Source organism: Serratia sp. BNK-23 (assembly GCF_047456145.1).
GTDB classification, from domain to species: Bacteria; Pseudomonadota; Gammaproteobacteria; order Enterobacterales; family Enterobacteriaceae; genus Serratia; species Serratia nematodiphila.
The window spans coordinates 895,274-920,457 of the sequence record NZ_CP179900.1 but is presented as its reverse complement, the minus strand read 5'-3'; the positions used below and the strand labels follow the sequence as shown (position 1 = coordinate 920,457).

At 60.6% G+C, this 25,184-nt stretch carries 18 protein-coding genes; 7 read left to right on the top strand and 11 right to left on the bottom strand.

The annotated features are described in order from the left end of the window. Positions 1-9 precede the first annotated feature (9 nt). From ispC to rpsB, 5 genes are all read right to left on the bottom strand, one after another. On the bottom strand, positions 10-1,215 hold the full coding sequence (gene ispC / locus ACMGF9_RS04315; protein ID WP_015378893.1) for a 1-deoxy-D-xylulose-5-phosphate reductoisomerase: 1,206 nt from the start codon (positions 1,213-1,215) through the stop codon (positions 10-12). A gap of 157 nt (positions 1,216-1,372) precedes the next feature. Further along, positions 1,373-1,930, bottom strand: coding sequence for a ribosome recycling factor (frr, locus tag ACMGF9_RS04310; protein WP_004931943.1), 558 nt, complete (start codon positions 1,928-1,930; stop codon positions 1,373-1,375). A 118-nt stretch (positions 1,931-2,048) separates the two neighbouring features. Further along, positions 2,049-2,774: a UMP kinase gene (pyrH, locus tag ACMGF9_RS04305; RefSeq protein ID WP_004931940.1), complete on the bottom strand. Its 726-nt coding sequence runs from the start codon at positions 2,772-2,774 to the stop codon at positions 2,049-2,051. A 148-nt stretch (positions 2,775-2,922) separates the two neighbouring features. After that, the gene (gene tsf, locus ACMGF9_RS04300; RefSeq protein ID WP_004931939.1) at positions 2,923-3,774 is read right to left on the bottom strand and encodes a translation elongation factor Ts; all 852 of its coding nucleotides are present in this window, start codon (positions 3,772-3,774) and stop codon (positions 2,923-2,925) included. A gap of 129 nt (positions 3,775-3,903) precedes the next feature. Next, the gene (rpsB, locus tag ACMGF9_RS04295) at positions 3,904-4,629 is read right to left on the bottom strand and encodes a 30S ribosomal protein S2 (protein ID WP_004931937.1); all 726 of its coding nucleotides are present in this window, start codon (positions 4,627-4,629) and stop codon (positions 3,904-3,906) included. A gap of 345 nt (positions 4,630-4,974) precedes the next feature. On the opposite strand from rpsB, the gene map reads away from it, so the two are divergent. The 4 genes from map to ACMGF9_RS04275 all read left to right on the top strand — a co-directional run bounded on the left by map (position 4,975) and on the right by ACMGF9_RS04275 (position 9,883). Further along, a complete protein-coding gene (map, locus tag ACMGF9_RS04290) occupies positions 4,975-5,769 on the top strand; it encodes a type I methionyl aminopeptidase (protein WP_004931936.1) in 795 nt (264 codons plus the stop codon). A 73-nt stretch (positions 5,770-5,842) separates the two neighbouring features. Continuing rightward, the gene (gene glnD, locus ACMGF9_RS04285) at positions 5,843-8,497 is read left to right on the top strand and encodes a bifunctional uridylyltransferase/uridylyl-removing protein GlnD (protein ID WP_004931933.1); all 2,655 of its coding nucleotides are present in this window, start codon (positions 5,843-5,845) and stop codon (positions 8,495-8,497) included. A 42-nt stretch (positions 8,498-8,539) separates the two neighbouring features. Beyond that, the gene (gene dapD, locus ACMGF9_RS04280; RefSeq protein WP_004931932.1) at positions 8,540-9,364 is read left to right on the top strand and encodes a 2,3,4,5-tetrahydropyridine-2,6-dicarboxylate N-succinyltransferase; all 825 of its coding nucleotides are present in this window, start codon (positions 8,540-8,542) and stop codon (positions 9,362-9,364) included. Positions 9,365-9,493: 129 nt separating this feature from the next. Then, positions 9,494-9,883: a DUF3461 family protein gene (locus ACMGF9_RS04275; RefSeq protein WP_004931929.1), complete on the top strand. Its 390-nt coding sequence runs from the start codon at positions 9,494-9,496 to the stop codon at positions 9,881-9,883. 57 nt (positions 9,884-9,940) lie between these two features. Here ACMGF9_RS04275 and ACMGF9_RS04270 read toward each other — a convergent pair whose 3' ends face one another. The 5 genes from ACMGF9_RS04270 to ACMGF9_RS04250 form a co-directional block, all read right to left on the bottom strand. After that, entirely contained in the window at positions 9,941-10,393 is a 453-nt protein-coding gene (locus tag ACMGF9_RS04270) for a flavodoxin (RefSeq protein WP_015378896.1), read from the bottom strand. Between the two features lie 33 nt (positions 10,394-10,426). Further along, the gene (truC, locus tag ACMGF9_RS04265; RefSeq protein WP_312425326.1) at positions 10,427-11,197 is read right to left on the bottom strand and encodes a tRNA pseudouridine(65) synthase TruC; all 771 of its coding nucleotides are present in this window, start codon (positions 11,195-11,197) and stop codon (positions 10,427-10,429) included. A gap of 60 nt (positions 11,198-11,257) precedes the next feature. Next, positions 11,258-13,606, bottom strand: a complete 2,349-nt coding sequence (pbpC, locus tag ACMGF9_RS04260) for a penicillin-binding protein 1C (protein ID WP_015378898.1) — start codon at positions 13,604-13,606, stop codon at positions 11,258-11,260. A gap of 49 nt (positions 13,607-13,655) precedes the next feature. Further along, complete coding sequence (locus tag ACMGF9_RS04255; RefSeq protein WP_414160554.1) at positions 13,656-19,631, bottom strand: alpha-2-macroglobulin family protein; 5,976 nt, start codon at positions 19,629-19,631, stop codon at positions 13,656-13,658. A 146-nt stretch (positions 19,632-19,777) separates the two neighbouring features. Next, positions 19,778-20,104: a YqcC family protein gene (locus ACMGF9_RS04250; protein ID WP_028127529.1), complete on the bottom strand. Its 327-nt coding sequence runs from the start codon at positions 20,102-20,104 to the stop codon at positions 19,778-19,780. 178 nt (positions 20,105-20,282) lie between these two features. Here ACMGF9_RS04250 and ACMGF9_RS04245 point away from each other — a divergent pair, with 178 nt between their 5' ends. Then, complete coding sequence (locus ACMGF9_RS04245; RefSeq protein WP_015378900.1) at positions 20,283-21,521, top strand: MFS transporter; 1,239 nt, start codon at positions 20,283-20,285, stop codon at positions 21,519-21,521. Positions 21,522-22,130: 609 nt separating this feature from the next. Here ACMGF9_RS04245 and syd read toward each other — a convergent pair. Next, positions 22,131-22,679: a SecY-interacting protein gene (gene syd / locus ACMGF9_RS04240; protein WP_015378901.1), complete on the bottom strand. Its 549-nt coding sequence runs from the start codon at positions 22,677-22,679 to the stop codon at positions 22,131-22,133. Positions 22,680-22,742: 63 nt separating this feature from the next. Between syd and queF the strand changes: the two genes are divergently transcribed. Beyond that, entirely contained in the window at positions 22,743-23,588 is an 846-nt protein-coding gene (gene queF, locus ACMGF9_RS04235; RefSeq protein ID WP_021505657.1) for an NADPH-dependent 7-cyano-7-deazaguanine reductase QueF, read from the top strand. Positions 23,589-23,780: 192 nt separating this feature from the next. Beyond that, positions 23,781-25,145 (top strand): nucleotide 5'-monophosphate nucleosidase PpnN, encoded by a 1,365-nt coding sequence (ppnN, locus tag ACMGF9_RS04230; RefSeq protein WP_021505658.1) that lies wholly within the window; start codon positions 23,781-23,783, stop codon positions 25,143-25,145. Positions 25,146-25,184: the final 39 nt, after the last annotated feature.

Sequence of the window (25,184 nt, the reverse complement as noted above, 5' to 3'; positions counted from 1 at the left end):
ATCGGATAATCACCGTGATCGGCCGCACAACGTGCGAACGCGTTCCTCGGCGGCGGCGCGCGCCTGGCGGTCAATGTCTAAGACCGCTTCGATGCTGGTCGGTTCCTGCAGCGCGAGACGCTCCACCACCTGGCGATTGACCGCCGCAATGTCGGTAAAGCGAATCTGCTGCTGCAAAAATGCCGCCACGGCGATTTCATTGGCCGCGTTCAGCGCGGTGGTCGCCGCCTGGCCGGCCTCGAACGCTTCGATCGCCAAATACAGGCAAGGATAACGTTCGCGTTCCGGTTCAGCGAAGGTCAGCGAACCGATGCGGCAGAAGTCCAGCGCTTCCACGCCGGAGTTCACGCGCTGCGGATACGCCATCGCATGGGCGATCGGCGTGCGCATATCCGGCGTACCCAACTGCGCCAGCACGCTGCCGTCGGCATAGCGCACCATCGAGTGAATCACCGACTGCGGGTGCAGGATCACTTCCATTTGCTCGGCCGAGGCGTTAAACAGCCAGCGGGCCTCAATGTATTCCAGACCTTTGTTCATCATGGTGGCGGAGTCCACCGAGATCTTGCGGCCCATCGACCAGTTCGGGTGGGCGCAGGCTTGATCCGGCGTCATCGCGGCGAACTGTTCCAGCGGCGTGGTGCGGAACGGGCCGCCGGAGCCGGTAAGTACGATGCGCGAAACACCATGACTGTCCAGTGAAGAGTATCCCAACTGGCGCTGAATACTCTCAGGCAAACTCTGAAAAATCGCGTTGTGCTCGCTGTCGAGCGGCAGCAGTTGCGCCTGGCTTTGCCGCACCGCGTCCATAAACAGGCGGCCGCAGGTGACCAGCGACTCTTTGTTGGCCAGCAGCACCTGCTTACCTGCGCGGATCGCCGCCAGCGTCGGCAACAGCCCCGCAGCGCCAACGATGGCCGCCGTCACTTGATCGACGTCGTCCAAAGCCGCCAGTTCGCAGGCCGCTTGCTCCCCGGCCAATACCTCGGTAGCGACGCCGTTTTCCGCCAGAATGGCGCGCAGCTCGCGGGCGGCGCTTTCATCCGCCATCGCGGCGAAGGCGGGCCGGAATTCGATGCATTGCTGCGCCATAACCGCGACGTTGCGGCCGGCCACCAACGCTTTGATCGCAAAACGCTCGGGATTCGCCCTGACCACGGCCAGGGTGCTGGTCCCTACCGAGCCGGTCGAGCCAAGAATGGTCAGTTGCTTCATGAGTTCACTCTGAATAACTGTCTGATGAGATCGGAGGTGCTCCAGTGTGGAACCTTGGACAGCGCTTGTCCATGATCTTTCAGTACGATGAAACGGGATCTGCGCCACAAAAAACAAAGCGCCGCCCAGGCGACGCTTTTTTTCTGCGCGATGCTGATTAGAAATCCATCAGCTCTTTTTCTTTCTCCGCCAACGCGGCGTCGACCAGCTTGATGTAAGCGTCGGTCATTTTCTGAATCTCGTCTTGTGAACGACGTTCTTCGTCTTCGCTGATCTCTTTGTCTTTCAGCAGCGCCTTGACCTTGTCGTTGGCGTCGCGACGCACGTTACGCACCGCTACGCGGCCCTGCTCGGCTTCACCGCGTACGATCTTGATCAGATCCTTACGGCGTTCTTCGGTCAGCGGAGGCAGCGGAACGCGAATGTCAGAACCGGCGGAAGACGGGTTAAGGCCCAAATCGGAGCTCATGATCGCTTTCTCAACGGCCTGGCTCAGGCTGCGGTCGAACACGTTGATTTTCAGCGTGCGGGAGTCTTCCACGGTCACGTTGGCCAGCTGACGCAGCGGGGTAGCGGCGCCGTAGTATTCCACCATGATGCCGTCCAGAATGCTTGGCGAAGCGCGGCCGGTGCGGATCTTGCTGATTTGGTTTTTGAATGCTTCTACGCTTTTTTCCATGCGTGAATCAGCATCTTTTCTGATTTCATTAGTCACGTTGCAAACCCTTGGAAGCTGGTTACTTGGCAGGCGATACTCAAGTATAGCCCGTAATCGTACTCGGAGAGCGCGCGGCGCCTGGCGTCACGCGCTCCGAAAAGGGGTGTGAACAGCCTTATTTGCTGATCAGCGTACCTTCGTTCTCACCCATCACCACGCGGCGCAGCGCGCCAGGCTTGTTCATGTTGAACACGCGGATCGGCAGACCGTGATCGCGAGCCAGCGTAAACGCCGCCAGATCCATCACTTTCAGCTCGCGCTCCAGCACGTCCTGATAGGTTAATTGTTCATACAGCGTCGCATCCGGGTTTTTCACCGGATCGGCGGAGTAGACGCCATCCACTTTGGTGGCTTTCAGCACCACGTCCGCTTCGATCTCAATGCCGCGCAGGCAAGCAGCGGAATCGGTGGTGAAGAACGGGTTGCCGGTACCGGCGGAGAAGATCACCACGCGGTTGTTGCGCAGCAGGCTGATCGCCTCTGCCCAGCTGTAATTGTCACACACGCCGTTCAGCGGGATCGCCGACATCAGGCGGGCGTTCACATAGGCACGGTGCAGTGCATCACGCATAGCCAGGCCGTTCATCACGGTAGCCAGCATTCCCATGTGGTCGCCCACTACGCGGTTCATGCCGGCTTGCGCCAGGCCCGCGCCGCGGAACAGGTTCCCGCCGCCAATAACTACACCGACCTGAATTCCCAGTTCGACCAGCTCTTTCACTTCCTGAGCCATGCGATCCAAAACGCTGGCGTCGATACCAAAACCTTCTGCACCTTGCAGGGCTTCGCCACTCAGTTTAAGCAGAATACGCTGATATACGGGTTTTGCATTGGTTGCCATGGTGTTCTGTCCTAAGAAGCAGTATTAGTATTGGGGATTTCAGCCGATGAAACGCGCCTGAGGTGAGTATCACGCTGCAGGGCTTGCCACCGGTGTAATTCTGGCTGGATAGTATGGAACCGCCAGACGGCGGTTCCATCGACAGTCATTAAGACTGTTTGCTCATCGCGGCAACTTCAGCAGCGAAGTCGGTTTCGACTTTCTCGATGCCTTCGCCCACTTCGAAGCGAATGAAGTTGGTCACGTCAGCGTTGTGCTCTTTCAGCACCTGAGCAACGGATTTGCTCGGATCCATAACGAAAGGCTGACCGGTCAGAGAAACTTCGCCGGTGAATTTCTTCATGCGGCCTTCAACCATTTTCTCTGCGATTTCTTTCGGCTTGCCGGACTGCATGGCGATGTCCAGCTGAACCTGGTACTCTTTTTCTACCACTTCAGCAGACACGTCTTCTGGCTTCACGAATTCTGGCTTGCTCGCCGCAACGTGCATTGCGATTTGCTTAACCAGCTCTTCGTCAGCGCCTTTAGCCGCAACCAGAACGCCGATACGCGCGCCGTGCAGGTAGCTGCCCAGCACTTCGCCTTCCAGGGAAGCAACGCGACGAATGTTGATGTTTTCGCCGATTTTTGCCACCAGCGCTACGCGCTCTTCTTCGAACTGTGCTTTCAGCACGTCAACGTCAGTGATTTTGCCAGCCATAGCGGCATCCAGCACTTTGTCGGCGAACGCCTGGAAACCGGCGTCTTTTGCTACGAAGTCAGTCTGGCAGTTAACTTCCAGAATGATGCCGTAGTTGCCTTCGATCTTGGTTTTGATCACGCCGTCAGCAGCCACGTTGCCTGCTTTTTTAGCGGCTTTGATCGCACCGGACTTACGCATGTTTTCGATTGCCAGTTCGATGTCGCCGTTGGATTCAACCAGCGCCTTCTTGCAATCCATCATGCCAGCGCCGGTACGCTCGCGCAGTTCTTTTACCAGGGCAGCGGTAATATCAGCCATTTCTTTTTCCTCGGTTATCTCGCGTGGAGACAGTTCTCATTCAGATAAGCAAAGGGGGCCTTAACAGGCCCCCCTAACCAACATATGTCAATACCTGGTTAATAAGGGCTCAGTGACGAGCTTGCCTTATTATTCAGCTTCTACGAAGCCTTCTTCCGCCTGAACGGCCAGATCTTGAGAACGACCTTCACGCACAGCGGCAGCAACAGCAGTCAGGTACAGGTTTACTGCACGGATTGCGTCGTCGTTACCAGGGATGATGAAGTCAACGCCGTCTGGGTTGGAGTTGGTATCAACGATAGAGAATACCGGGATACCCAGGTTGTTGGCTTCTTTGATCGCGATGTGCTCGTGATCGGCATCGATAACGAACAGTGCGTCTGGCAGACCGCCCATATCTTTGATACCGCCCAGGGAGTTTTCCAGCTTGGCCAGTTCACGAGTGCGCATCAGCGCTTCTTTCTTGGTCAGCTTGTCCAGGGTGCCGTCTTGAGACTGGATTTCCAGATCTTTCAAACGCTTGATGGACTGACGAACGGTTTTCCAGTTAGTCAGCATACCGCCCAACCAGCGGTGGTTCACGAAGAACTGGTCACAGCTGTTCGCAGCGTCTTTTACCGCTTCGCTTGCTGCGCGCTTGGTACCAACGAACAGGATCTTGCCTTTACGGGAAGAGATCTTGGTCAGTTCAGCCAGAGCGGCGTTGAACATTGGTACGGTCTGCTCCAGGTTGATGATGTGAACCTTGTTACGAGCGCCGAAGATGAAAGGCTTCATTTTCGGGTTCCAGTAACGGGTCTGGTGACCAAAGTGAACACCAGCCTTGAGCATGTCGCGCATGGAAACAGTTGCCATGATTAAACCTCTATAGATTAATTGGGGTTATGCCTCCACGTATCCCATAACGCCGACCCTGGCGGCGACAAGTCACCTCAGGGCACCCCGGCGGATGTGCCGATACGTGTGTGTTATTTACACAAAATGAGTGCAGTTAAAGTATTTTCGGCCGATTCCCGCCAGGTCACAAGAACCAAGTCGCGGATCGCCGGCGCGCTTTATACCATAAACCCGCCGCCGACACCAACTTTTGTTGCGTTTCGCCGGGCGTCAGGAAATGAAATTTGGCAGCCCCCGGCCGGGCTGATACCATAAGTCACTGCTTCTTATTGTCGACGATAACGACACCTGCGGACGAATTTCATGGCAATCTCAATTAAAACACCTGATGACATCCAAAAAATGCGCGTGGCCGGCCGCCTGGCCGCCGAAGTGCTGGAGATCATCGAGCCGCACGTCAAACCTGGCGTGACCACCGGCGAGCTGGACCGTATCTGTCACGAGTACATCACCAACGAGCAGCAGGCCATCTCCGCCTGCCTCGGCTACCACGGCTTCCCGAAATCCGTGTGCATCTCGGTGAACGAAGTGGTGTGCCACGGCATCCCGAGCGACGACAAAACGCTGAAAGACGGCGACATCGTCAACATCGACGTGACCGTGATTAAAGACGGTTTCCACGGCGACACCTCGAAGATGTTCATCGTCGGCAAACCGACCATTCTGGGCGAGCGCCTGTGCCGCGTCACTCAGGAAAGCCTGTATCTGGCGCTGAAGATGGTCAAACCGGGCATCCGTCTGCGCACCCTGGGCAAGGCCATCCAGCAATTCGTCGAGGCCGAGAAATTCTCCGTGGTGCGCGAGTACTGCGGCCACGGCATCGGCGAAGTGTTCCATGAAGAGCCGCAGGTGCTGCACTATGACGCGGACGACGGCGGCGTGGTGCTGCAGGCGGGCATGGCCTTCACCATCGAACCGATGGTCAACGCCGGCGACTATCGCATCCGCACCATGAAAGACGGCTGGACGGTAAAAACCAAAGATCGCAGCTTGTCGGCGCAGTATGAGCATACTATTGTGGTCACTGATAACGGCTGCGAGATAATGACGTTGCGCAAGGATGACACCATCCCCAACATCATTACGCACGAGATGTAAGCACTGCGGCGCACGCCGCGTGCAGAATGTCACCAGGCCGGCTTATGCCGGCCTTTTTTATGGGCTGCGCACTATGTCTGACAATCTCCTTCAACCGGCTGTGCCGATGCCGCCCGCCTCTCCCAGCGTCTACGGCGACGACGAGCTCACCTGCCCGCTGCTGAAACAGCGGCTGGAGCAGTTCCAGCTGTGGCTGGCGGCGGCGTTCGACGCCGGATCCAGCGCCGAAAGCCTGGTGGCGGCGCGCAGCGACTTCATCGATCGCCTGCTGCGCCGGCTGTGGACGTTCTACGGCTTTGAAGATATCCCGGAAACCGCGCTGGTGGCGGTCGGCGGCTACGGCCGCGGCGAGCTGCATCCGCTGTCGGATATCGACGTGCTGGTGCTCAGCCAGCGCCGGCTGACGGAGCAACAGTCGCAGCGGGTCGGCGAATTCATCACCCTGCTGTGGGATCTCAAACTGGAAGTGGGCCACAGCGTGCGCACCCTGGAAGAGTGTCTGCTGGAAGGGCTGGCGGATCTGACCGTGGCCACCAACCTGATCGAATCGCGCATGATCTGCGGCGACGTTGCGCTGTTCCTGCAGATGCAAAAACATATCTTCAGCGACGGCTTTTGGCCTTCGCCGCAGTTCTTCCACGCCAAGATCAGCGAGCAACAGGAGCGTCATCAGCGCTACCACGGCACCAGCTATAACCTGGAACCGGATATCAAAAGCAGCCCCGGTGGCCTGCGTGACATCCACACGCTGCTGTGGGTGGCGCGTCGCCACTTCGGCGCCACCTCGCTGGACGAAATGGTCGGCTTCGGTTTCCTCACCCAGGCCGAGCGCAACGAGCTGAACGAATGCCAGAGCTTCCTGTGGCGCATCCGTTTCGCGCTGCATCTGGTGCTGCCGCGTTACGACAACCGTCTGTTGTTCGATCGTCAGCTCAGCGTCGCGCAGCTGCTGCGCTATGAAGGCGAAGGCAACGAGCCGGTCGAGCGCATGATGAAAGACTTCTACCGCATGACGCGCCGCGTCAGTGAGTTGAACCACATGCTGCTGCAGCTGTTCGACGAAGCCATCCTGGCGCTGGACGCCACCGAAAAGCCGCGCCCGCTGAACGACGATTTCCAGCTGCGCGGCGATCTGATCGATCTGCGCGATGAAACGCTGTTCATCCGCGAGCCGCAAGCCATCATGCGCATGTTCTACCTGATGGTGCGCAACCGCGAGATCAAAGGCATTTACTCCACCACCGTGCGCCAGCTGCGCCACGCGCGCCGCCACCTGAAACAGCCGCTGTGCACCATCCCGGAAGCGCGCGATCTGTTTATGGCCATCCTGCGCCACCCCGGCGCGGTGTCGCGCGCGCTGGTGCCGATGCACCGTCACAGCGTGCTGTGGGCCTATATGCCGCAGTGGGGCAAGATCGTCGGGCAGATGCAGTTCGATCTGTTCCACGCCTATACCGTCGACGAACACACTATCCGCGTGCTGCAGAAGCTGGAGAGCTTCGCCGAGCCTGAAACCCGGCCGCGCCATCCGCTGTGCGTGGAGCTGTACCCGCGCCTGCCACACCCGGAACTGCTGCTGCTGGCGGCCTTGTTCCACGATATCGCCAAAGGGCGCGGCGGCGATCACTCGATCCTCGGCGCGGAAGACGTGGTGGAGTTCGCCGAACTGCACGGCCTCAACTCGCGAGAAACCCAGCTGGTGGCCTGGCTGGTGCGCTGCCACCTGCTGATGTCGGTCACCGCGCAGCGCCGCGATATCCAGGATCCGACGGTGATCCAGCAGTTCAGCAGCGAAGTGCAGAGCGAAACCCGCCTGCGCTATCTGGTGTGCCTGACGGTGGCGGATATCTGCGCCACCAACGAAACCCTGTGGAACAGCTGGAAGCAGAGCCTGTTGCGCGAGCTGTATTTCGCCACCGAAAAACAGCTGCGCCGCGGCATGCAAAACAGCCCGGATCTGCGCGAACGGGTGCGCCACCATCGCCTGCAGGCGCTGGCGCTGCTGCGCATGGACAACATCGACGAAGAGGCGCTGCACCGCATCTGGAGCCGCTGCCGCGCCGATTACTTCCTGCGCCACTCGCCGAATCAGCTGGCCTGGCACGCCCGCCACCTGCTGGCCCACGACTCCACCCAGCCGCTGGTGCTGGTCAGCCGCCAGGCGACGCGCGGCGGCACCGAGATCTTCATCTGGAGCCCGGATCGCCCTTACCTGTTCGCCGCCGTCGCCGGAGAGATGGATCGCCGCAACCTGAGCGTGCACGACGCGCAGATCTTCACCAACCGCGACGGTATGGCGATGGACACCTTTATTGTGCTGGAGCCGGACGGTAGCCCGCTGGCGCAGGATCGCCACGCGGCGATCCGCCAGGCGCTGCTGCAGGCCATCACCCAGCGGGAGTACCAGCCGCCGCGCGTGCGCCGCCCCTCTTCCAAGCTGCGCCACTTCAGCGTGCCGACCGAGGTCACCTTCCTGCCGACCCACACCGATCGCCGCAGCTACCTGGAGCTGACCGCGCTCGATCAACCCGGCCTGCTGGCGCGGGTGGGCGAAGTGTTCGCCGATCTGGGGCTGTCGCTGCACGGCGCGCGCATTTCCACCATTGGCGAGCGGGTCGAGGATTTGTTTATCCTGGCCGACGGCGAGCGGCGCGCGCTCGACCAAGAAACGCGCAGAAAGTTGGAGCAACGGTTGACAGAGGCCCTCACCCCAAACGATAAAATGTGATACAAGTAACTTTTTACCGACAACATCAGGAAAGAGAACAGCATGCAGCAATTACAGAACGTTATTGAAAGCGCCTTCGAACGCCGTGCGGACATCACCCCGGCGAACGTAGACACCGTAACGCGCGAAGCGGTAAACCAGGTGATCGGCCTGCTGGACAGCGGCGCCCTGCGCGTCGCCGAGAAGATCGACGGTCAATGGGTCACCCATCAATGGCTGAAGAAAGCCGTGCTGCTCTCTTTCCGCATCAACGACAATAAGGTGATGGACGGCGCGGAAACCCGCTACTACGACAAAGTGCCGATGAAATTCGCCGACTACGACGAAGCGCGCTTCCAGAAGGAAGGCTTCCGCGTCGTGCCGCCGGCCACCGTGCGCCAGGGCGCGTTCATCGCTCGCAACACCGTGCTGATGCCGTCTTACGTTAACATCGGCGCCTACGTCGACGAAGGCACCATGGTCGACACCTGGGCCACCGTCGGCTCTTGCGCGCAGATCGGCAAAAACGTTCACCTGTCCGGCGGCGTCGGCATCGGCGGCGTGCTGGAGCCGCTGCAGGCCAACCCGACCATCATCGAAGACAACTGCTTCATCGGCGCGCGTTCCGAAGTGGTGGAAGGCGTGATCGTGGAAGAAGGCTCGGTGATTTCGATGGGCGTGTACCTCGGCCAGAGCACCCGCATCTATGATCGCGAAACCGGCGAAATCCATTACGGCCGCGTGCCGGCGGGTTCGGTGGTGGTTTCCGGCAACCTGCCGTCGAAAGACGGTTCTTACAGCCTGTACTGCGCGGTGATCGTCAAGAAGGTCGACGCCAAAACGCGCGGTAAAGTCGGCATTAATGAGTTATTGCGCACTATCGACTAAATTGAAATAGCGGGTGATTCACCCGCTATTTTTTTGTCTGCGTTTCGCTGGCAGTCACAGTCGCAGATCTCGCTTTCCGCCATAATCGCAGTCGTGGAATATAACGATCACATCTAAAGAGGGCGCAGTATGTACGATAACTTGAAAAGTTTGGGCATCAATCAACCGGAAGACGTCGATCGCTATAGCCTGCGTCAAGAGGCCAACAACGACATCCTCAAGATCTATTTCCGCAAGGACAAGGGCGAGTTCTTCGCCAAGAGCGTGAAATTCAAGTACCCGCGCCAGCGTAAAACCGTGGTGGCGGACAACGCCGGCCAGGGCTACAAGGAAATTCACGAGATCAACCCGAACCTGCGTTATGTAATCGACGAGCTGGATCAGCTGTGCCAGCGCGATCAGGTGGAAGTGGATCTGAAGCGTAAAATCCTCGACGACCTGCGCCATCTCGAAGGCGTGGTGTCGCACAAGATTGCCGAGATCGAGGCCGATCTGGAAAAACTCACCCGCGGCAAATAATGCGGATCGGTTGACCCGCATCATCGCCAAGGCGCCCTTTTGCGGCGCCTTTTTACTTTACGATTGCAGCAGCGTGCCCCACTGCTCGACCCACGGGCAGGCGGCCACTTCCGGCTCCGGCTGTTCCATCGCATCGATCTCCAGCACTTCGCCAACGCGGGTGGCGCCCTGCTCCTGCAGCAGCGCGTCGAACGCGCGCCCGGCGCCGCAGAAGTTGTCATAGCTGCTGTCGCCTAGGGCGATCAGCCCATAGCGCAGCTCCGGCTGATAGCCAACCCGATCGCGGATAGCGTGGAACAGCGGCGCGATGCTGTCCGGCAGATCGCCCTGCCCGGTGGTGGAGGTGATCACCAGCGCGTAGTGCTGACGATAATACTGCCAGGCCTCCAGCGTGCCCTCTTCGAACAGTTTGACCTCATGGCCCTGCTCGCTGAGGATGTTTTGCGCCTCTTCCGCCACCAGCAGCGAATTGCCGTAGACCGTTCCTACGAAGATACCAACCTGAGCCATGGCTCCTACTCCCTTCATTACCTTTAAAAATTGTCAGCTATCCTGACCGTTAGCCGCGCTAAACTCAACCCCGGCAAGTTCAGGGAATAGCCCCGCCCAGCCGAACTGCGCCATCACCCCTTGCCAGTCTTCGTCCCAGCGCGCCGTCACCTGCAGCGGTTCGCCGGTCACCGGGTGCGTCAGCTGCAGATGGCTGGCGTGCAGCATCAGGCGCGGGCAGCCGAAATGCTGCGCCATCCCGCGGTTCTGCCGCAGATCGCCGTGCTTGCTGTCGCCGATGATCGGATGGCGAAGATGCGCCATATGGCGCCGCAGCTGATGTTTGCGGCCGGTTTCCGGCTGCAGTTCCACCAGGCTATACCGCGCGCTGTCGTAGCGGCCGACGGCCACCGGCATCTCCACCTGCGCCAACGGCCGGTAGTGCGTCACCGCCGGCTGCGGCCCCTTGTCGGCATCGGCATGTTTATCGGCGATTTTGTCCAGTTCCGCCGTCAGCGGATAATCGAGAGTCGCCCCCTCCTGCACGTAACCCCGCACCACCGCATGGTAGGTTTTCTGCACCTGATGTTGTTCGAACTGCTGCGACAGCAGGCGCGCCACCTCGCTGGAGAGCGCCATCAGCAGCACGCCGGAGGTCGGACGATCGAGACGGTGCACGGTAAAAACGTGCTGCCCGAGCTGATCGCGCACCGTCTGCATCATAAAGCGGGTTTCATGACGATCCAGCCAACTGCGGTGCACCAACCAACCCGACGGCTTGTTCACCGCCACCAGGTGTTCATCCTGATACAAAATCTCAATCACATCACGTTCCCAGGTCAATAGCCGTTTCGGGCGCGAGTATAACAGGCATGAGACGCAACGCTAGTTCACCCATTCGATGGTCACCAGCCGCGTATCGGCGCGGCCGCGCTCGTCCACCGCCCGAATGCGGTAGCGCCCGTTGTCGATAGGCCGCCAGTCGATCGGCTTTTTGCTGGCGCTGCTGCCGAGATAGATATCGTCGACGAACCAGTACACCGTCTTGCTGTCGGCGTCCGTCACCGCATTGAAGGCGATTTTGTCCCGCCCCTGCTGCGACTGGCGCAGGGTATAGGTGGTGTTTTTCAGCGGTGAGGTGATGCGCGGCGCGTTGCCGCCGACGGCGATGCCGTTGTCCTTGCAGCGATTGATCGGCGGCGCCCGCTTCGGCAACCCGGCCTGAGCGAACACATTGGCCAGATCGGAAGGCCAGAACTCAAAGATTTCGGTGCGGGTCTGCGCCGCATCATACGGCGGGCAAACGACCTCACCGCTGTGAATATCCAGCACCACCGGCCGGTAAACGCTGTCGACCTTGATCGGCGACTTGCCGGGAATAAACCAGGTCTTGCCCTTTTGCTGGCACCACGGCGTCGGCAGATCGCCGCTGGCGAGACAAATGTCCACCCGCCGCAGCCGTTTGGGGAACGGATGCTTCGGTTCCCGCAGGCCGGGGTAACTGGCGTTGACGCTGTCGATGATGTTGAAGAACAGCGGCGCGGCCGCCTCGGCGCCGACCAACGCATTGTTGCCGCGCCCGTCGAAGTTGCCTTCCCACACCACCAGCACATAAGGGCCGAAAATCCCGACGCTCCAGGCGTCGCGAAAGCCCCATGAGGTGCCGGTCTTCCAGTACACCGGCAGCGACGAAGAACGCTGCGCCAGCGTATCGCCCGGCCGCCGGTGCTGGCGCAGCATATCCAGCGTGATGAAACTGGCCTCCTCGCTCAGCAGCCGTACCGGCGTCGATTCGGCCTGGTTCAGCTGCATGCGCAGCGGCCGCAGCTCGCCGCGATTCGCCAGCAGCGCATACAGCTTCGCCAATTCCTGCGCCGTTACCTCGCCGCCGCCCAGCACCAGCGACAGCCCGTAGTGGCTCTCGTTGGCCATATTGGCGACGCCGGTCAGGCGCAAGAACTGATAAAAGGTTGGCTGACGCAGCTGCGAGGCGACATAGACCGCCGGGATGTTACGGCTGAAATTCAGCGCGTCGGTGGCGGTCACCGGGCCGAGAAAGCGCCGGTCGAAATTTTCCGGCGCATAGGCCCCAAACGACGAAGGCACGTCTTTCAGAATGGTCATCGGATGCAGCACGCCCTGCTCCATGCCCAGCGCGTAGATGAACGGCTTCAGCGTCGATCCCGGCGAGCGTTTGGCGTTGGTGCCGTTCACCTGCCCCTGAATCGGGCGATTGTAATAGTCCGCCGATCCCACCAGCGCGCGCACCCCCATATCGCGGCTGTCCACCAGCAGCACCGCGGCGTTCTGAATGCCGCGGCTGCGGTTGCGGGCGATAAAGGCGTTGACCTGCCGTTCGACCAGCCGCTGCAACCCGGCGTCCAGCGTCGTGTCGACGCGGGTATCGCGCTGCACCAATTGCTGCGTCTGCAGGCGCAGCTGTTCGATAAAGTGCGGCGCAATATAGGGCACTTGTTCAGGCTGCCGCAGCGCCAACGGCAGGCGGAACAGCGTTTGCTGGCTGGCGTCGGTGGGGTAAACCTGTTGCCAGCGCAGGAACAGACGGTTGCGCGCCTGCGTCAATGCGGCGCCGAGCACGCCGGTTTTCGGCTCCAGACGGTAGCTGGGTGACTGCGGCAACACCGCCAGCGTCAGCGCCTCCGGCAGAGTCAACTCCCGCGGCGACTTAGCGAAATAGATCAGGCTGGCGGCGCCGATGCTTTCAATGTTGCGGCCGTAGGGCGCGTAATTCAGATAGGCTTCCAGGATATCGCGCTTGGAGTAGCTCAGTTCCAGCTGCACCGCACGCAACACCTGCAGCAGCTTGCCGCCCGGCGTACGGGTATTGAGATGCCAGCGCATGCGCGCCAGCTGCATGCTGATGGTCGAACCGCCCTGCATTTTGCCGCCGGCGACATAGCTGCGCCAGAAACCACGCATCAGGCTGACGGGGTTAAAGCCGGGGTTATAGTAGAACCAGCGATCTTCGTGCAGCAGCAATCCGCGCACCGCCAGCGGCGACACTTGCTCCAGCGGGGTCCACAGCCGGTAGCGATCGTCGTTGGCCAGCGTAATGCGCAGCAGCGCGCCGTGCCTGTCGTAATAAACGGAAGACTGCGGCAGCCCCTGCCACAGGGGCGGATGCGGCCACAGCCGAATTGCGGTCAACAGCAGCGCCAGTAAAAACACCGCCATCAAGCCGTTTTGCAGCACGCGCCCGGTCAGGATCTTCATACGTTCTCAGCATTCCGGCGCCAGACGCTGGCCTGGCGCCGGATACGGCCTAGTCGTTGCCCGCCGGCACCACTACCAGCTTGCCGCCGCCGGCCGACATGGCCTGCACTTCACGGTCGTACATGGCTTCGCCGTAGGCCGGTGGAACAATAAAGCTGCCGGTATTGGTGGCTTTGATTTGATAAACGAACTCCTGCACCTCAGTGCCGGCGCTGCCGTAGATGATCACCCGATCTTCGCGGATATCGCTGTAGTCCGGCGCCCAGGTGGAGCCAGATGCGGCCAGCGGCGACTGCCAGCCGCCATGCTCGTCGCTCTCCTCGCCTGCGTCGGCCGGCTCCGGCGGCGTCTGCTGCACCACTTCGAACCCGCCCGGCAGCAGATCGACGATCGCCAGGTTGCTCTGCCTCTCTTTCGAGTTGGCGCGCACCTTCAGATGAACGTTGATCTTCTGCCCCAGCGTCACCTGCGTCACCGGCTTGCCCTGTTCGTCGGTGTAATCGCGGACGATCTCAATCCCGCGCGACAGCGCTTTTTGCGGCGCATTCAGATCGTAACCGGCCTGCGTCACCACATACCAGGCCGGCGCGCTGCCGCCGTTGGTGAAGCGCACGGCGGTAGCGTCGGCGTTAAATTGCCCCTGAACGAACAGCCCCTGCAGCTCGCTGATGCGCTGCGGGTCGCCGCCGCTTTTGCCCACCTGCACGATGCCTAACGCGTCCGCATTGGCGGATTGCGCCGCCACCTGGGCCGAATAGCTTTCCAGCGCCAGGATGCTCATTGCAGAGGAGTAGGTGGTGTAACGCTCTTCTTTCAGTGCCTTGACCATATTCTCCAGCACCTGCGGCGGGATCGACGCCACCTTCTCAGGGAAGTGACGGGTAATCAGATACAGCCGCGTCGCATCCTGCACCAGCGGATCGAAATAGTTCTGCGTCCACCAGGCGCTGTCATAGGCTTTGCTCAGTTGCTGCCAGCTCGGTTGCAACAGCGCGGCGGCTTCGTCGTCCATCTTCAACAGGCGATAGGAAGAGGCCAGATAGAGTGCGCTCAGATCGGTTTTCCAGCCTTCGCCATAGCGTTTTTGCAGCGTATCCTGCACCGCCGCCAGCGAGTTGGTGGTCACTTCGCCCTGCAGCGTCAGCAGGTAAACCGCCCAGCTGCGCAGGCGCAGCAGATACAGATCGTCGAATCCGCTGGCCGCCAGCTCGCGCAACGCGCCGTTGGCTTCATCCAGCATGCCTTCCGGCAGGGCGTAGCCCGCCGCTTTGGCTTCGAGCAGATACTGCACCACATAAGGCGTGACGAAAGGATCGGCATCCGGCGACGAACGCCAGGCGCCGATCGCCCCGCTGTCATTCTGACGGGCGCGCAGCACGCCCAGCAGATTGCGCAGCTGCTTGCTGACTTCCGCCTGGCTCAGGCTGCTTTTCATCTCCGGATGACGGCTCTGCAGCATCAGCGGAATGGAGCGGCTGACGATCTGCTCGGAACAGTAATACGGGTAATCCGCCAGGTATTGCGCCAGCCCGCTGGTCAGCACCAGCGGCGAATTCGACACCGCCGCCCGGCGCTGCGCGAAGGCGTCGAACATCTGGCGCAGGCCGTCGACGTTCTGGCTGCCGCCGCTCATGCGCCCCATCACCGACTGGGTGCGGTACGGCGCCGCTGGCCGTACCGAGGTGCTGACGGTGCGGCGGCTGGCCTGGTCGCCGTAACGGGCGTCGAACACCAGCGGCGCATCACCCAGCACGGCTTTGGCGCGCAGGCGGAAGGTGATAACGCCTTCACGTTTTTCCGCCAGCGTCAGGCTTTGCGTCGCGTTGCCCACCACCTCCAACTGCGGCGGCGGCGTCAGCAGGACGTTGATGGCCACCGACTGGCCGTTCAGCCCTTCGAGGTTGTTGCTGACACCCACGCTGACGTCGAACTCGTCGCCCGGCGCCACCATCGCCGGCACATTCGGCGTCATGATGAAGCTGTCGCGCACCGTGGCGGCGGTTTGCGCCTTGCCGATTTTCTCCGGCGTCACCGAAATCGCCATGACGCGGATCTTGCCGTTGAAGTAATCCGGCACCGGATAGACGAACTGTTTCTCGCCGCTGACCTCGGTAATGCCGGACCAATAGGCCACCGGCTTATCGCGCTTGCGCTTGAACGGGTTGAGGTTGAGATCCAGCCCTTCGCCCGCATCGCCGCCCGGCGCCGCGGTCAGCGCCATCAGCTTGCTGAATTCCGGCAGGATCAGATCGAGGATCTGCGAGCTGCTCACGTTGAGTTCGCGCTTGCTGAAGAAGAACTCCAGCGGATCCTTCAGACGGTAACGCGCCACCTGCAGAATGCCCTCATCGACGGCGAACAGCGCCACCTGCTGCGGCGCATCGGTCTTGACCGTCATCGTCAGGTTTTCACCCGGCTTGATGACCTCCGGCGCCGTCACCTCGAGGCTGTTTTGGCGCGCCTTGGTGCTGATCTTGAACGGCATCACGCCGTAGCTCAGCGGGCTCATGAAGATCTCGCTGGAGTTGATGTCGCGCACGAACTGCACGTTGATGTAGCCGTTGCCCTCCATGCCGGCCGGCACGCGGATCGTCTGCACCGAGCTGGTGGTGTCGGTGTGGAACCACTGCCAGGCGTAAACCTTGTCCTTTTCAATGGTGATCAAGCCGCTACCGGTATAAGGCGCGTTGATCGCCACCTCGATCTCCTCGCCCGGCTGGTATTCCGCCTGGTTGAGTTTCAGCTTCAGTTCGGCATTGCGATCCAGCGAACGGCTCAGGTTGGCGTTGCCGGCCACGCTGTAGGCGACGCGATTGAGCGTCTTGCCCTGCGCATCTTCAATCACCAGCACGAAGTCGCCCGGCTTATCGGTCGCCAGCCGCAGATCCGCGCCCTGCTCGCTCAGCGCCAGCGGCTGTTCCGACAGCTGCACTTCCTTCATCTTCGACTGGTATTTGTAAACGCCCGAATCCTGTTTGGTCAGCACCGAAATGTATTTCTGCTCGATCAACACCTGCTTCAGGTTCGGCATGGCGATCTGTTTCAGGGCCGGATCGATGGCGATCACGTTCAGATGCCGCTCCGCGTCGCGGTTGATGTAGCCCAGATCGCCGTCCGCCTTCACCCCAATCAGGTAATCGTAAGGGGAAACCAGCGTACGGGCGGTCGCCGCCACCGAGCGCCCGCCGCCGGCAACGAACGCCTCCGACAACAGCTGCAGCTGATAAGTGGCGTCGGCGTAGGATTTCAGATCGAGCGGAATATCGGCCGCGCCGTGCTCATCGGTGGTGCGATCTTCCAGCTCGGTCTCGAACCCGTCGCTGTTTTGCCGGTTTTCGTAGAACGCATAATCCGGGAAGCGATCGAAGCTCGGATACATTGGCCGCAGCGTCAGCCTGGTGGTCACACGGCGATCCTGCGCCGGGGTGCCGAACAAGTTCTGCACATCGATGCTGGCCTTCAGCTCGGACGGTTTTACCCAGCCTTGCTGGCGGTCAGGCGTCAACGCCAGCTTCACTTTCAGCTGATCCGGTTCGAACTCCTTCACATTGACTGCGGTATGGCCGAGCAGCGTGGAGGTATCGTTATTTTTGCCGATCAGATACAGATAGACGTTCCACTCGCCGGTAGGCGAATTTTCATCGGTGGTATAGCTCAGCTCGTTGAAACCGCTGGCGCCCAGCGTCAGCGGCACGGTGGACATCAGCTTGTCGCGCGGATCGCGGATTTCGGCGCGCACCGGCACGCCGGCCAGGCCAACGCCCCAGTCGGCGGCGCGGGTGATCAGGCCGATGTTAAAGGTATCCCCCGGCCGATAAACGCCGCGATCGGAGAACAGGTAGCTGCTGAGCGTGCGCGGATCGGTCGGCGTTTGTTCACCGGCAACGTCGAAGCGCGAGAAATCCAGCCCGCGATCGTTATAGCTGCCGGTCGGCAGGAAGGAGACATCCCCTTCTTTCTCCACCAGGAACATCACCGGCTGGCGCTCGTTGGTGTACACATCCAGCGCCGGGAAACGCACGTGCCCATCGGCGCCGGTGGTTTGGCTGAGCAGCGTCACGCCGTTTTTGGCCACCACCGACACGGTGGCGCCGCTGACCGGCGCGCCGCTTTGGATCGACTGCACAAAGACGTCGCGCGTCTTGTCCTGCGAGCTCTTGGCGACGATGCCCAGATCGGTCACCACCACAAAGCGCGAATCGCCGACGTCGGGCTGTTCTTCCCCTTCGCTCTCATCCTGTTCCTGATCCTGCTCGGCGCCCGCCTCTTCCGCCGCCGGTTTTCGATTCGGCTGCCATTCAGACAGCGTCAGCAGGAACACCCCGCGATGGGAACTGGCGTTGGTGGAGAGATAGCGGGAAAGATCGATGCCCTGATAGTTCACTTCCCCCGGCCGCTCGTTGTTGAGCGCCGTCTGGTATTTGAAATGCTCGGTGAAATACTCGTCGTTGAGCCGGTTGAATTCCGTGGAGGAGTATTCCCGGCTTTTGAAGGAGACGATATGCTGCAGCTGGCTCGGGATCACCCGCTTGATGTCCAGCCGCAGGCCCGCCACGTTGCGCGCCGCCACGCTGATCTGCTTGTCGCCGTTGACCGACAGCAGCGAGCCCTGCGACATGAACTGCAGCGATTTCGGGAACTCCGGCACTTCGACCACGCGGTAAACCTTCTTCGGCATTTTGTAACCGCCGGCGGAAACCAGCTGGTTATCGATCTCGAGCAGCACAAAGCGGTGCGCCGGGGCGTCGAAACGGAAGCTGAACTGCGGTTGGTAGGCCTCTTCCGCCTCGTTAAGCGTCAACGGCAGCGGCGTCGCCTGCGCCAGCACGTTTTTACCGACGCTGTCGACCGTCCATTGATAGAAATCGTCGGCATCGTTGGCGGCCTCGGCATCGCTCGGATCGCGCTGCGGCAGCAGCCAGGCTTTCGCGGCCCGCGCCAGCTCTTTATCCTTCACCGCATCGCTGAAACCGACCACCAGGGCACGCTGCCCTTTGCCGCCGTCGGTGTCCACCACCTGGGCGCTGGCGTCGCTCAGCGCCAGGCTGTACAGGGTGGGAACCTTGACCCAGTTGCTTTTCGCCTCTTCGACCGCGTTGCCGGCCGCCGTCGATTTAACGCCCTTGCCGACGGTCAGATGTACCGCGCCGCCCTGATCCAGCGCCTGTAGCGGCTCGGAATGCACCCAGGCGTTCAGTTTTTTCTCGTCATAGACCAGAGAGAAGTTCAGCTTTTTCTCGGAGGTGGCGCTGCCTTCTTTCAATCCCAGCGAAATCTGTTTTTCAAAGCTGCCGACGTCAACCGGCGCGTTGAACTGCAAATTGAAGATCGCGCTGCGTTTTTGCGCATTTTGCGGATCGCGGTAATACTCGGCCTGCCCCAGGCGGTAATCGAACGCGGGCACGGTGAAGGCATAACGGGTTTTGACTAGCTTGACCTGCGGCGCCAGCAACGTGGCGGGTTCAAGGGTCACCTCATATTTCGCGCCCATCGGCAGCGGCTTTTTCGCCGTGAACACCAGTGTCGACTCATTGCTCCATGCCCACTGCCCTTCCGCCGACGGTTTCAGAGTGATGCCGGCGCTCACGGTTTTGCCCGCCGCGGTTATCGGCGCAGCCGAGCCGCTGAAGGTCAGGCTCACCGTTTGCGGCGCCTGCCGGGCGGCGGCGTAGTCTATCGGCTCGGGGTTGGACAACTCGGCGTTGATCTCCTGAACCACCATCGGCGCCGGTTCAATCGGTTGGGGCCGGTTTTGCCACCAGTGCCAACCGTAAAATGCGCCGCCCGCAACGCCTGCCAGCAGCAGCAGGCTCAGACCGACCGCTTTCGGGTGTTTATCCACGCCGCTTTCCAGCCGCAAAAAACCGCGCGGCAGCGCAGCCCACCAGGCCGGCGCACGCCAGCTGAGGTTGCCGACCAGCGGTCTCAGCAACCGCCCCAACAGCGACAACGCCCCGCCCAGCAGGCGACAAACGCCCTTAACCAGGGTAAAAGGCAAACGCAGGATAAACCTTAATAAATCCATTATTGCAGCACCTCATCATCCTAATGCAGCTCCCGGTCAACCGCCGCGGTTAAACCGAGCCGAAAGACGCCGTCGGCTCTCCTGCCCGGCATCCGCGCGAGTACTCTACACTGCCGGGCGGCAAAAATCTGCGCACCGCCAGCGCATTACGGCTCTTTATTCAACATCAAATCCAGCTGTTGCAGCAGCACCAGCAGCGGCAGACTGCTCGGTTCACGATCTTTCAACGCCTCTTCGAAATAAGGTGTGATGGCGAAGCGCGTCGGCAACGGCGCCTCGGCGTCCAACAACGCATACATGCGCGGCAAGAACACCCACTGCAGCCAGGCTTCGGCCGACATGCTGTCGATGCAGAACGGCTCGGTGCTGGAGAAAGCCTCATGCTCAGGGGGCGCGGCCTGCCACAGCGCCAGATCGCGCATGGATTGTTCAATCGCCTGCAAACTGCGGCGCACCTGGTTATGTATACTCATCTGCATTCCCGATCTCTTTTCATCATGGTATTCAGCGCTCTGGCTGAAAGGCGGCAAAGCATAGCATTTTTATAGCCCAAATTCGGCGCGCCTGAGACAGCTCGCCGTTTTTATCTGGTGACGTTCGCCGTCGCGCGGCACAATAGGCCCACCGAATTCACCACACAGATAAAGATTCATGTCCGTAATAACAGAGAAAAAAAACCACGCGACGCCCGGTAAGGCCATGTTGGCCTCGGTCACCGGTTATGCCATGGACGGGTTTGACCTGCTGATCCTCGGCTTTATGCTGCCGGCCATCAGCATCGAATTGGGATTATCCTCATCGGCCGCCGGTTCGCTGGTCACCTGGACGCTGATCGGCGCGGTGCTGGGCGGCGTGATCTTTGGCCACCTCAGCGATCGTTTCGGCCGCATCCGGGTACTCACGATCACCATCCTGATGTTTTCCCTGTTCACCGGCCTGTGCGCCGTGGCGCAAGGCTATTGGGATCTGCTGGCCTATCGCACCCTGGCGGGCATCGGGCTGGGTGGCGAGTTCGGCATCGGCATGGCGCTGATCGCCGAAGCCTGGCCGGCGGAGAAGCGCAACCGCGCTTCGGCTTACGTCGGCATGGGCTGGCAGTTGGGGGTGCTGGCGGCCGCTTTCCTGACGCCGCTGCTGCTGGAACACATCGGCTGGCGCGGCATGTTCCTGGTCGGCCTGCTGCCGGCGCTGGCGTCATTTCTGATCCGCCGCACGCTGGGCGAACCGGAGGAATTCGTGCGGCAGAAAGACGCCGGGCAGCCGCTTTCCTTCCTGCAGCGTTTGCGCCTGCTGTTTAAGGATCGCGCCACCGGCAAGGCCAGCATCGGCATCTTCATTCTCTGTTCGGTGCAGAACTTCGGTTACTACGGGCTGATGATCTGGATGCCGACTTACCTGGCGAAAAACTTTGGTTTCTCGCTCACCAAGTCCGGCCTGTGGACGGCGGTGACGGTCGTGGGCATGACGTTCGGCATCTGGCTGTTTGGCGTGCTGGCCGACCGCTTCGCCCGCTGGAAGATTTTCGTGCTGTATCAGGTCGGCGCGGTGGTGATGGTGATCGGCTACGCCCAGTTGAGCGACCCGATGCTGATGTTGTTCGCCGGCGCCGTGATGGGCATGTTCGTTAACGGCATGATAGGCGGCTACGGCGCGTTGATTTCCGATACTTACCCGGTACAGGCGCGCGCCACCGCGCAAAACATCTTGTTCAATCTCGGGCGCGGCGTCGGCGGCCTGGGGCCATTGGTGATCGGCGCGCTGGTGACGCAGGTGTCGTTCACCGCCGCTATCAGCCTGCTGGCGGCGATTTACCTGCTGGATATCTACGCCACGCTGTTCCTGCTGCCGAAAAAACAGGGCGCAGGCGATACGCTGGGCGCGATTGGTTAACGCTGGCGATGGATTAAGCAGAGAAGCACGCACGGCGGGATAGAACAAAAAGTTGGGGGCACTGCGTTAACAGTGCCCCCGGTTCGTTTTATAGCCATCCCGCTACACAGCGTGCTCCCTGCTCAATCCTTGAAAACTTTTCCTGCGGCCATCCTGACCAAGTGGTCCTTGCATCATCCTGCAGCATCGTCCTGACGCGGTTCCTCAGCCTTCCTGACCCGCCGACAGTCCTGTGCCGGCTCTCAATCTCCGTCCTGGAGGTGTCCCTGGTTTCTATCCTGAAACATCCTGGGCATCTCCTGACGCCATCCTTCGCTCTTGCCTGAGCGCATCCCTTTCTTCGTCCTGAAGCTGCATCATCCTGATGCTTTCCTGCTCCGCCGGTTCCGTTCCGGTAACGATAAGATCGCTTAAATTCCCCGGAATCACAAGGGTTTGGGAGGCGTCTCACACTAAATTAAGCCTAAGAGTTATCCTAAAGAAATTCTAACCAATTGATCTGGATAACAATAATCTCATAGTCTGGAAAAAGGTGGGAAAAATTAAGAGCGATCTCTCACACCCCGTGTGAGAGATCTCTTACACGGGCGACGGCGAATCCGCCGCGCTTCAGTCCAGCACCGGGCGCAGCGCATCGAGGAAATTCCCCAGCGTCGCCGCCAACAAGGTGCGCTTATCGCTGCCGAATTGTTCCAGCACCACGTTGCCGCTAACGTTGCACAGCGACACCATCGTCATCTCGGATTCGGTGGTCGCCAGGAACAGCGTTGGCGACAGTTTGAGACGTTTTTGCGTCACCAGATGACCGATCAGGTTCTCCTGCAGGCGGATAAAATCCTCCTCGCTCCAGACCTGCAGCAGGCTCAGGCGATGCTCCCCAAATTGCGCGCTCATGTCGCCCGCGTATTGCTGCGTGTAAAAACGGTGCGCATCCGGCTGCAAACGCAGCTCCAGCGCGGCTTCTACCCTCTCCAGCGTCGCCGCCGGCTCGAAAGGCTGCGGCAACCACAGCACCTCGTCCTCGCGATTCTCCACGATGCAGGGCGACGGCACGCCGTACAATGCCTGGCTGGCCGGCGCGTGGCCGCGCGCTTGCTGCCACAACTCGACATAGCGTTGAGTGAATTCACGCAGAGCGTGCGATACATCATGGTCCATATTCTTTCTCGCATACGTTAAACTGACGGCCATTGTACCTATCTCTGAGCGAGGTGACAGCAGATGTCCTCCTATCAAGACCACCAGGCCCTGTCAGGGCTGACGCTGGGCAAACCCACCGCCTACCGCGATCGCTACGACGCCACGTTGCTGCAGGCGGTGCCGCGCAGCATGAACCGCGAGCCGCTGGGGCTGTATCCCGACAACCTGCCCTTCCACGGCGCGGACATCTGGACGCTGTACGAACTCTCCTGGCTGAACGCCAACGGGCTGCCGCAGGTGGCGGTCGGCGAGATCAGCCTCAACGCCGACAGCCTGAACCTGATCGAATCGAAAAGCTTCAAACTGTATCTCAACAGCTTCAACCAAACCCCGTTCGCCGATTGGGAAACGGTGCGCAGTACCCTGCAGCGCGATCTGTCTGCCTGTGCCCAGGGTGAGGTAAGCGTCACCCTGTTCAGCGTCGAGCAGCTGGAAGGCACGCCGATCGCGCGTCTGGCCGGCGACTGCATCGACCAGCAGGATATCCGCATCGACAATTATGAGTTCAACGCCGACTGCCTGCTGAACGCCGCCGGTGAAGAGGTGGTGGAAGAGCAATTGGTCAGCCACCTGCTGAAGTCCAACTGCCTGATCACCCATCAACCGGACTGGGGCTCGGTGCAGATAAGCTACCGCGGCGGCAAGATCGATCGCGAAGCGCTGCTGCGCTACCTGGTCTCCTTCCGCCACCACAACGAATTCCACGAGCAGTGCGTCGAGCGCATCTTCAACGATCTGATGCGCTACTGCCGGCCGCAAAGCCTGACGGTTTACGCCCGCTACACCCGCCGCGGCGGGCTGGACATCAACCCGTGGCGCAGCAACGTCGTATTCGCTCCCGCGCACGGCCGCCTGGCGCGCCAATAAGTGCGAAACATTGCTCAACAACTGAGCTAACGAGCGGTTTATGTTGGTAAAAGCCCAGGGACGGCGGTAAGGTTAAAACGAGGCTGCGGCCGGGCAGAGCGCCCGCTGCGCCGCAGCACGCCAACCATAACGAGATGCTGTTTTGCTGCGTATGGATTACTACCGCCCCGCACCGGGTGCAAAGGAGTTACCTTGATTACACACATCAGCCCGCTTGGCTCTATGGATTTATTGTCGCAGCTGGAAGTAGACATGCTGAAGCGCACCGCCAGCAGCGACCTGTACCGCCTGTTCCGCAACTGTTCGCTGGCCGTGTTGAACTCCGGCAGCCAAACCGACAACAGCAAACAGCTGCTGTCGCGCTATGAAACCTTCGACATCAACGTGCTGCGCCGCGAGCGCGGGGTGAAGCTGGAGCTGGTCAACCCGCCGGAAGAGGCGTTCGTCGACGGCCGCATCATCCGTTCGCTGCAGGCCAACCTGTTCGCCGTACTGCGCGACATCCTGTTCGTGCACGGCCAAATCGCCAGCGCCGGCCGTTTCCAGCACCTGAACCTGGAAAACTCGGCCCACATCACCAACCTGGTATTTTCGATCCTGCGCAATGCGCGCACGCTGCATCTGGATGAAGATCCCAACATGGTGGTGTGCTGGGGCGGGCACTCGATCAACGAGAACGAATATCTGTACGCGCGCAAGGTCGGCAGCCAGCTGGGCCTGCGCGAGCTCAACATCTGCACCGGCTGCGGGCCGGGCGCCATGGAAGCGCCGATGAAAGGCGCGGCGGTCGGCCACGCGCAGCAGCGTTACCGCAACAGCCGCTTTATCGGCATGACCGAGCCTTCGATCATCGCCGCCGAGCCGCCTAACCCGCTGGTGAACGAGCTGGTGATCATGCCGGACATCGAAAAACGCCTGGAAGCCTTCGTGCGCATCGCGCATGGCATCATTATCTTCCCGGGCGGCGTCGGCACCGCCGAAGAGCTGCTGTACCTGTTGGGTATCCTGATGAACCCGGAGAACAGTGAACAGGTGCTGCCGCTGATCCTGACCGGGCCGAAAGAGAGCGCCGACTACTTCCGCGTGCTGGACGAGTTCATCATGAACACGCTGGGCGACGAAGCGCGCCGCCATTACACCATCATCATCGACGATCCGGCGGAAGTGGCGCGGCAGATGAAAAAAGCCATGCCACTGGTGAAGGAAAACCGCCGCAACACCGGCGACGCCTACAGCTTTAACTGGTCGATCCGCATCGCGCCGGATCTGCAACTGCCGTTCGAGCCGACCCACGAAAACATGGCTAACCTCAACCTGTATCCGAACCAGCCGCCGGAGCAATTGGCCGCCGCGCTGCGCCGCGCCTTCTCCGGCATCGTCGCTGGCAACGTGAAGGAAAACGGCATCCACGCCATTGAGCAGTTCGGCCCGTACAAGCTGCACGGCGAACCGCAAATGATGAAGCAGATGGATAGCCTGCTGCAGGGCTTTGTCGCCCAGCACCGCATGAAGCTGCCGGGCAGCGCCTATGTGCCCTGCTACGAAATCGTCGCCTGACCCTCAATCCCGGGCGGCGTAACGGCCGCCCTGTTTTTT

Bases quoted from the DNA above. Each gene is read 5' to 3' on its own strand.
- glnD (WP_004931933.1), top strand. From the start codon at position 5,843: ATGTCTGACAATCTCCTTCAACCGGCTGTGCCGATGCCGCCCGCCTCT.
- dapD (WP_004931932.1), top strand. From the start codon at position 8,540: ATGCAGCAATTACAGAACGTTATTGAAAGCGCCTTCGAACGCCGTGCG.
- ispC (WP_015378893.1), bottom strand. From the start codon at position 1,215: ATGAAGCAACTGACCATTCTTGGCTCGACCGGCTCGGTAGGGACCAGC.
- pbpC (WP_015378898.1), bottom strand. From the start codon at position 13,606: ATGAAGATCCTGACCGGGCGCGTGCTGCAAAACGGCTTGATGGCGGTG.
- ACMGF9_RS04270 (WP_015378896.1), bottom strand. From the start codon at position 10,393: ATGGCTCAGGTTGGTATCTTCGTAGGAACGGTCTACGGCAATTCGCTG.
- ACMGF9_RS04275 (WP_004931929.1), top strand. From the start codon at position 9,494: ATGTACGATAACTTGAAAAGTTTGGGCATCAATCAACCGGAAGACGTC.
- syd (WP_015378901.1), bottom strand. From the start codon at position 22,679: ATGGACCATGATGTATCGCACGCTCTGCGTGAATTCACTCAACGCTAT.
- pyrH (WP_004931940.1), bottom strand. From the start codon at position 2,774: ATGGCAACCAATGCAAAACCCGTATATCAGCGTATTCTGCTTAAACTG.
- tsf (WP_004931939.1), bottom strand. From the start codon at position 3,774: ATGGCTGATATTACCGCTGCCCTGGTAAAAGAACTGCGCGAGCGTACC.
- rpsB (WP_004931937.1), bottom strand. From the start codon at position 4,629: ATGGCAACTGTTTCCATGCGCGACATGCTCAAGGCTGGTGTTCACTTT.
- queF (WP_021505657.1), top strand. From the start codon at position 22,743: ATGTCCTCCTATCAAGACCACCAGGCCCTGTCAGGGCTGACGCTGGGC.
- ACMGF9_RS04245 (WP_015378900.1), top strand. From the start codon at position 20,283: ATGTCCGTAATAACAGAGAAAAAAAACCACGCGACGCCCGGTAAGGCC.
- map (WP_004931936.1), top strand. From the start codon at position 4,975: ATGGCAATCTCAATTAAAACACCTGATGACATCCAAAAAATGCGCGTG.
- ACMGF9_RS04255 (WP_414160554.1), bottom strand. From the start codon at position 19,631: ATGGATTTATTAAGGTTTATCCTGCGTTTGCCTTTTACCCTGGTTAAG.
- ACMGF9_RS04250 (WP_028127529.1), bottom strand. From the start codon at position 20,104: ATGAGTATACATAACCAGGTGCGCCGCAGTTTGCAGGCGATTGAACAA.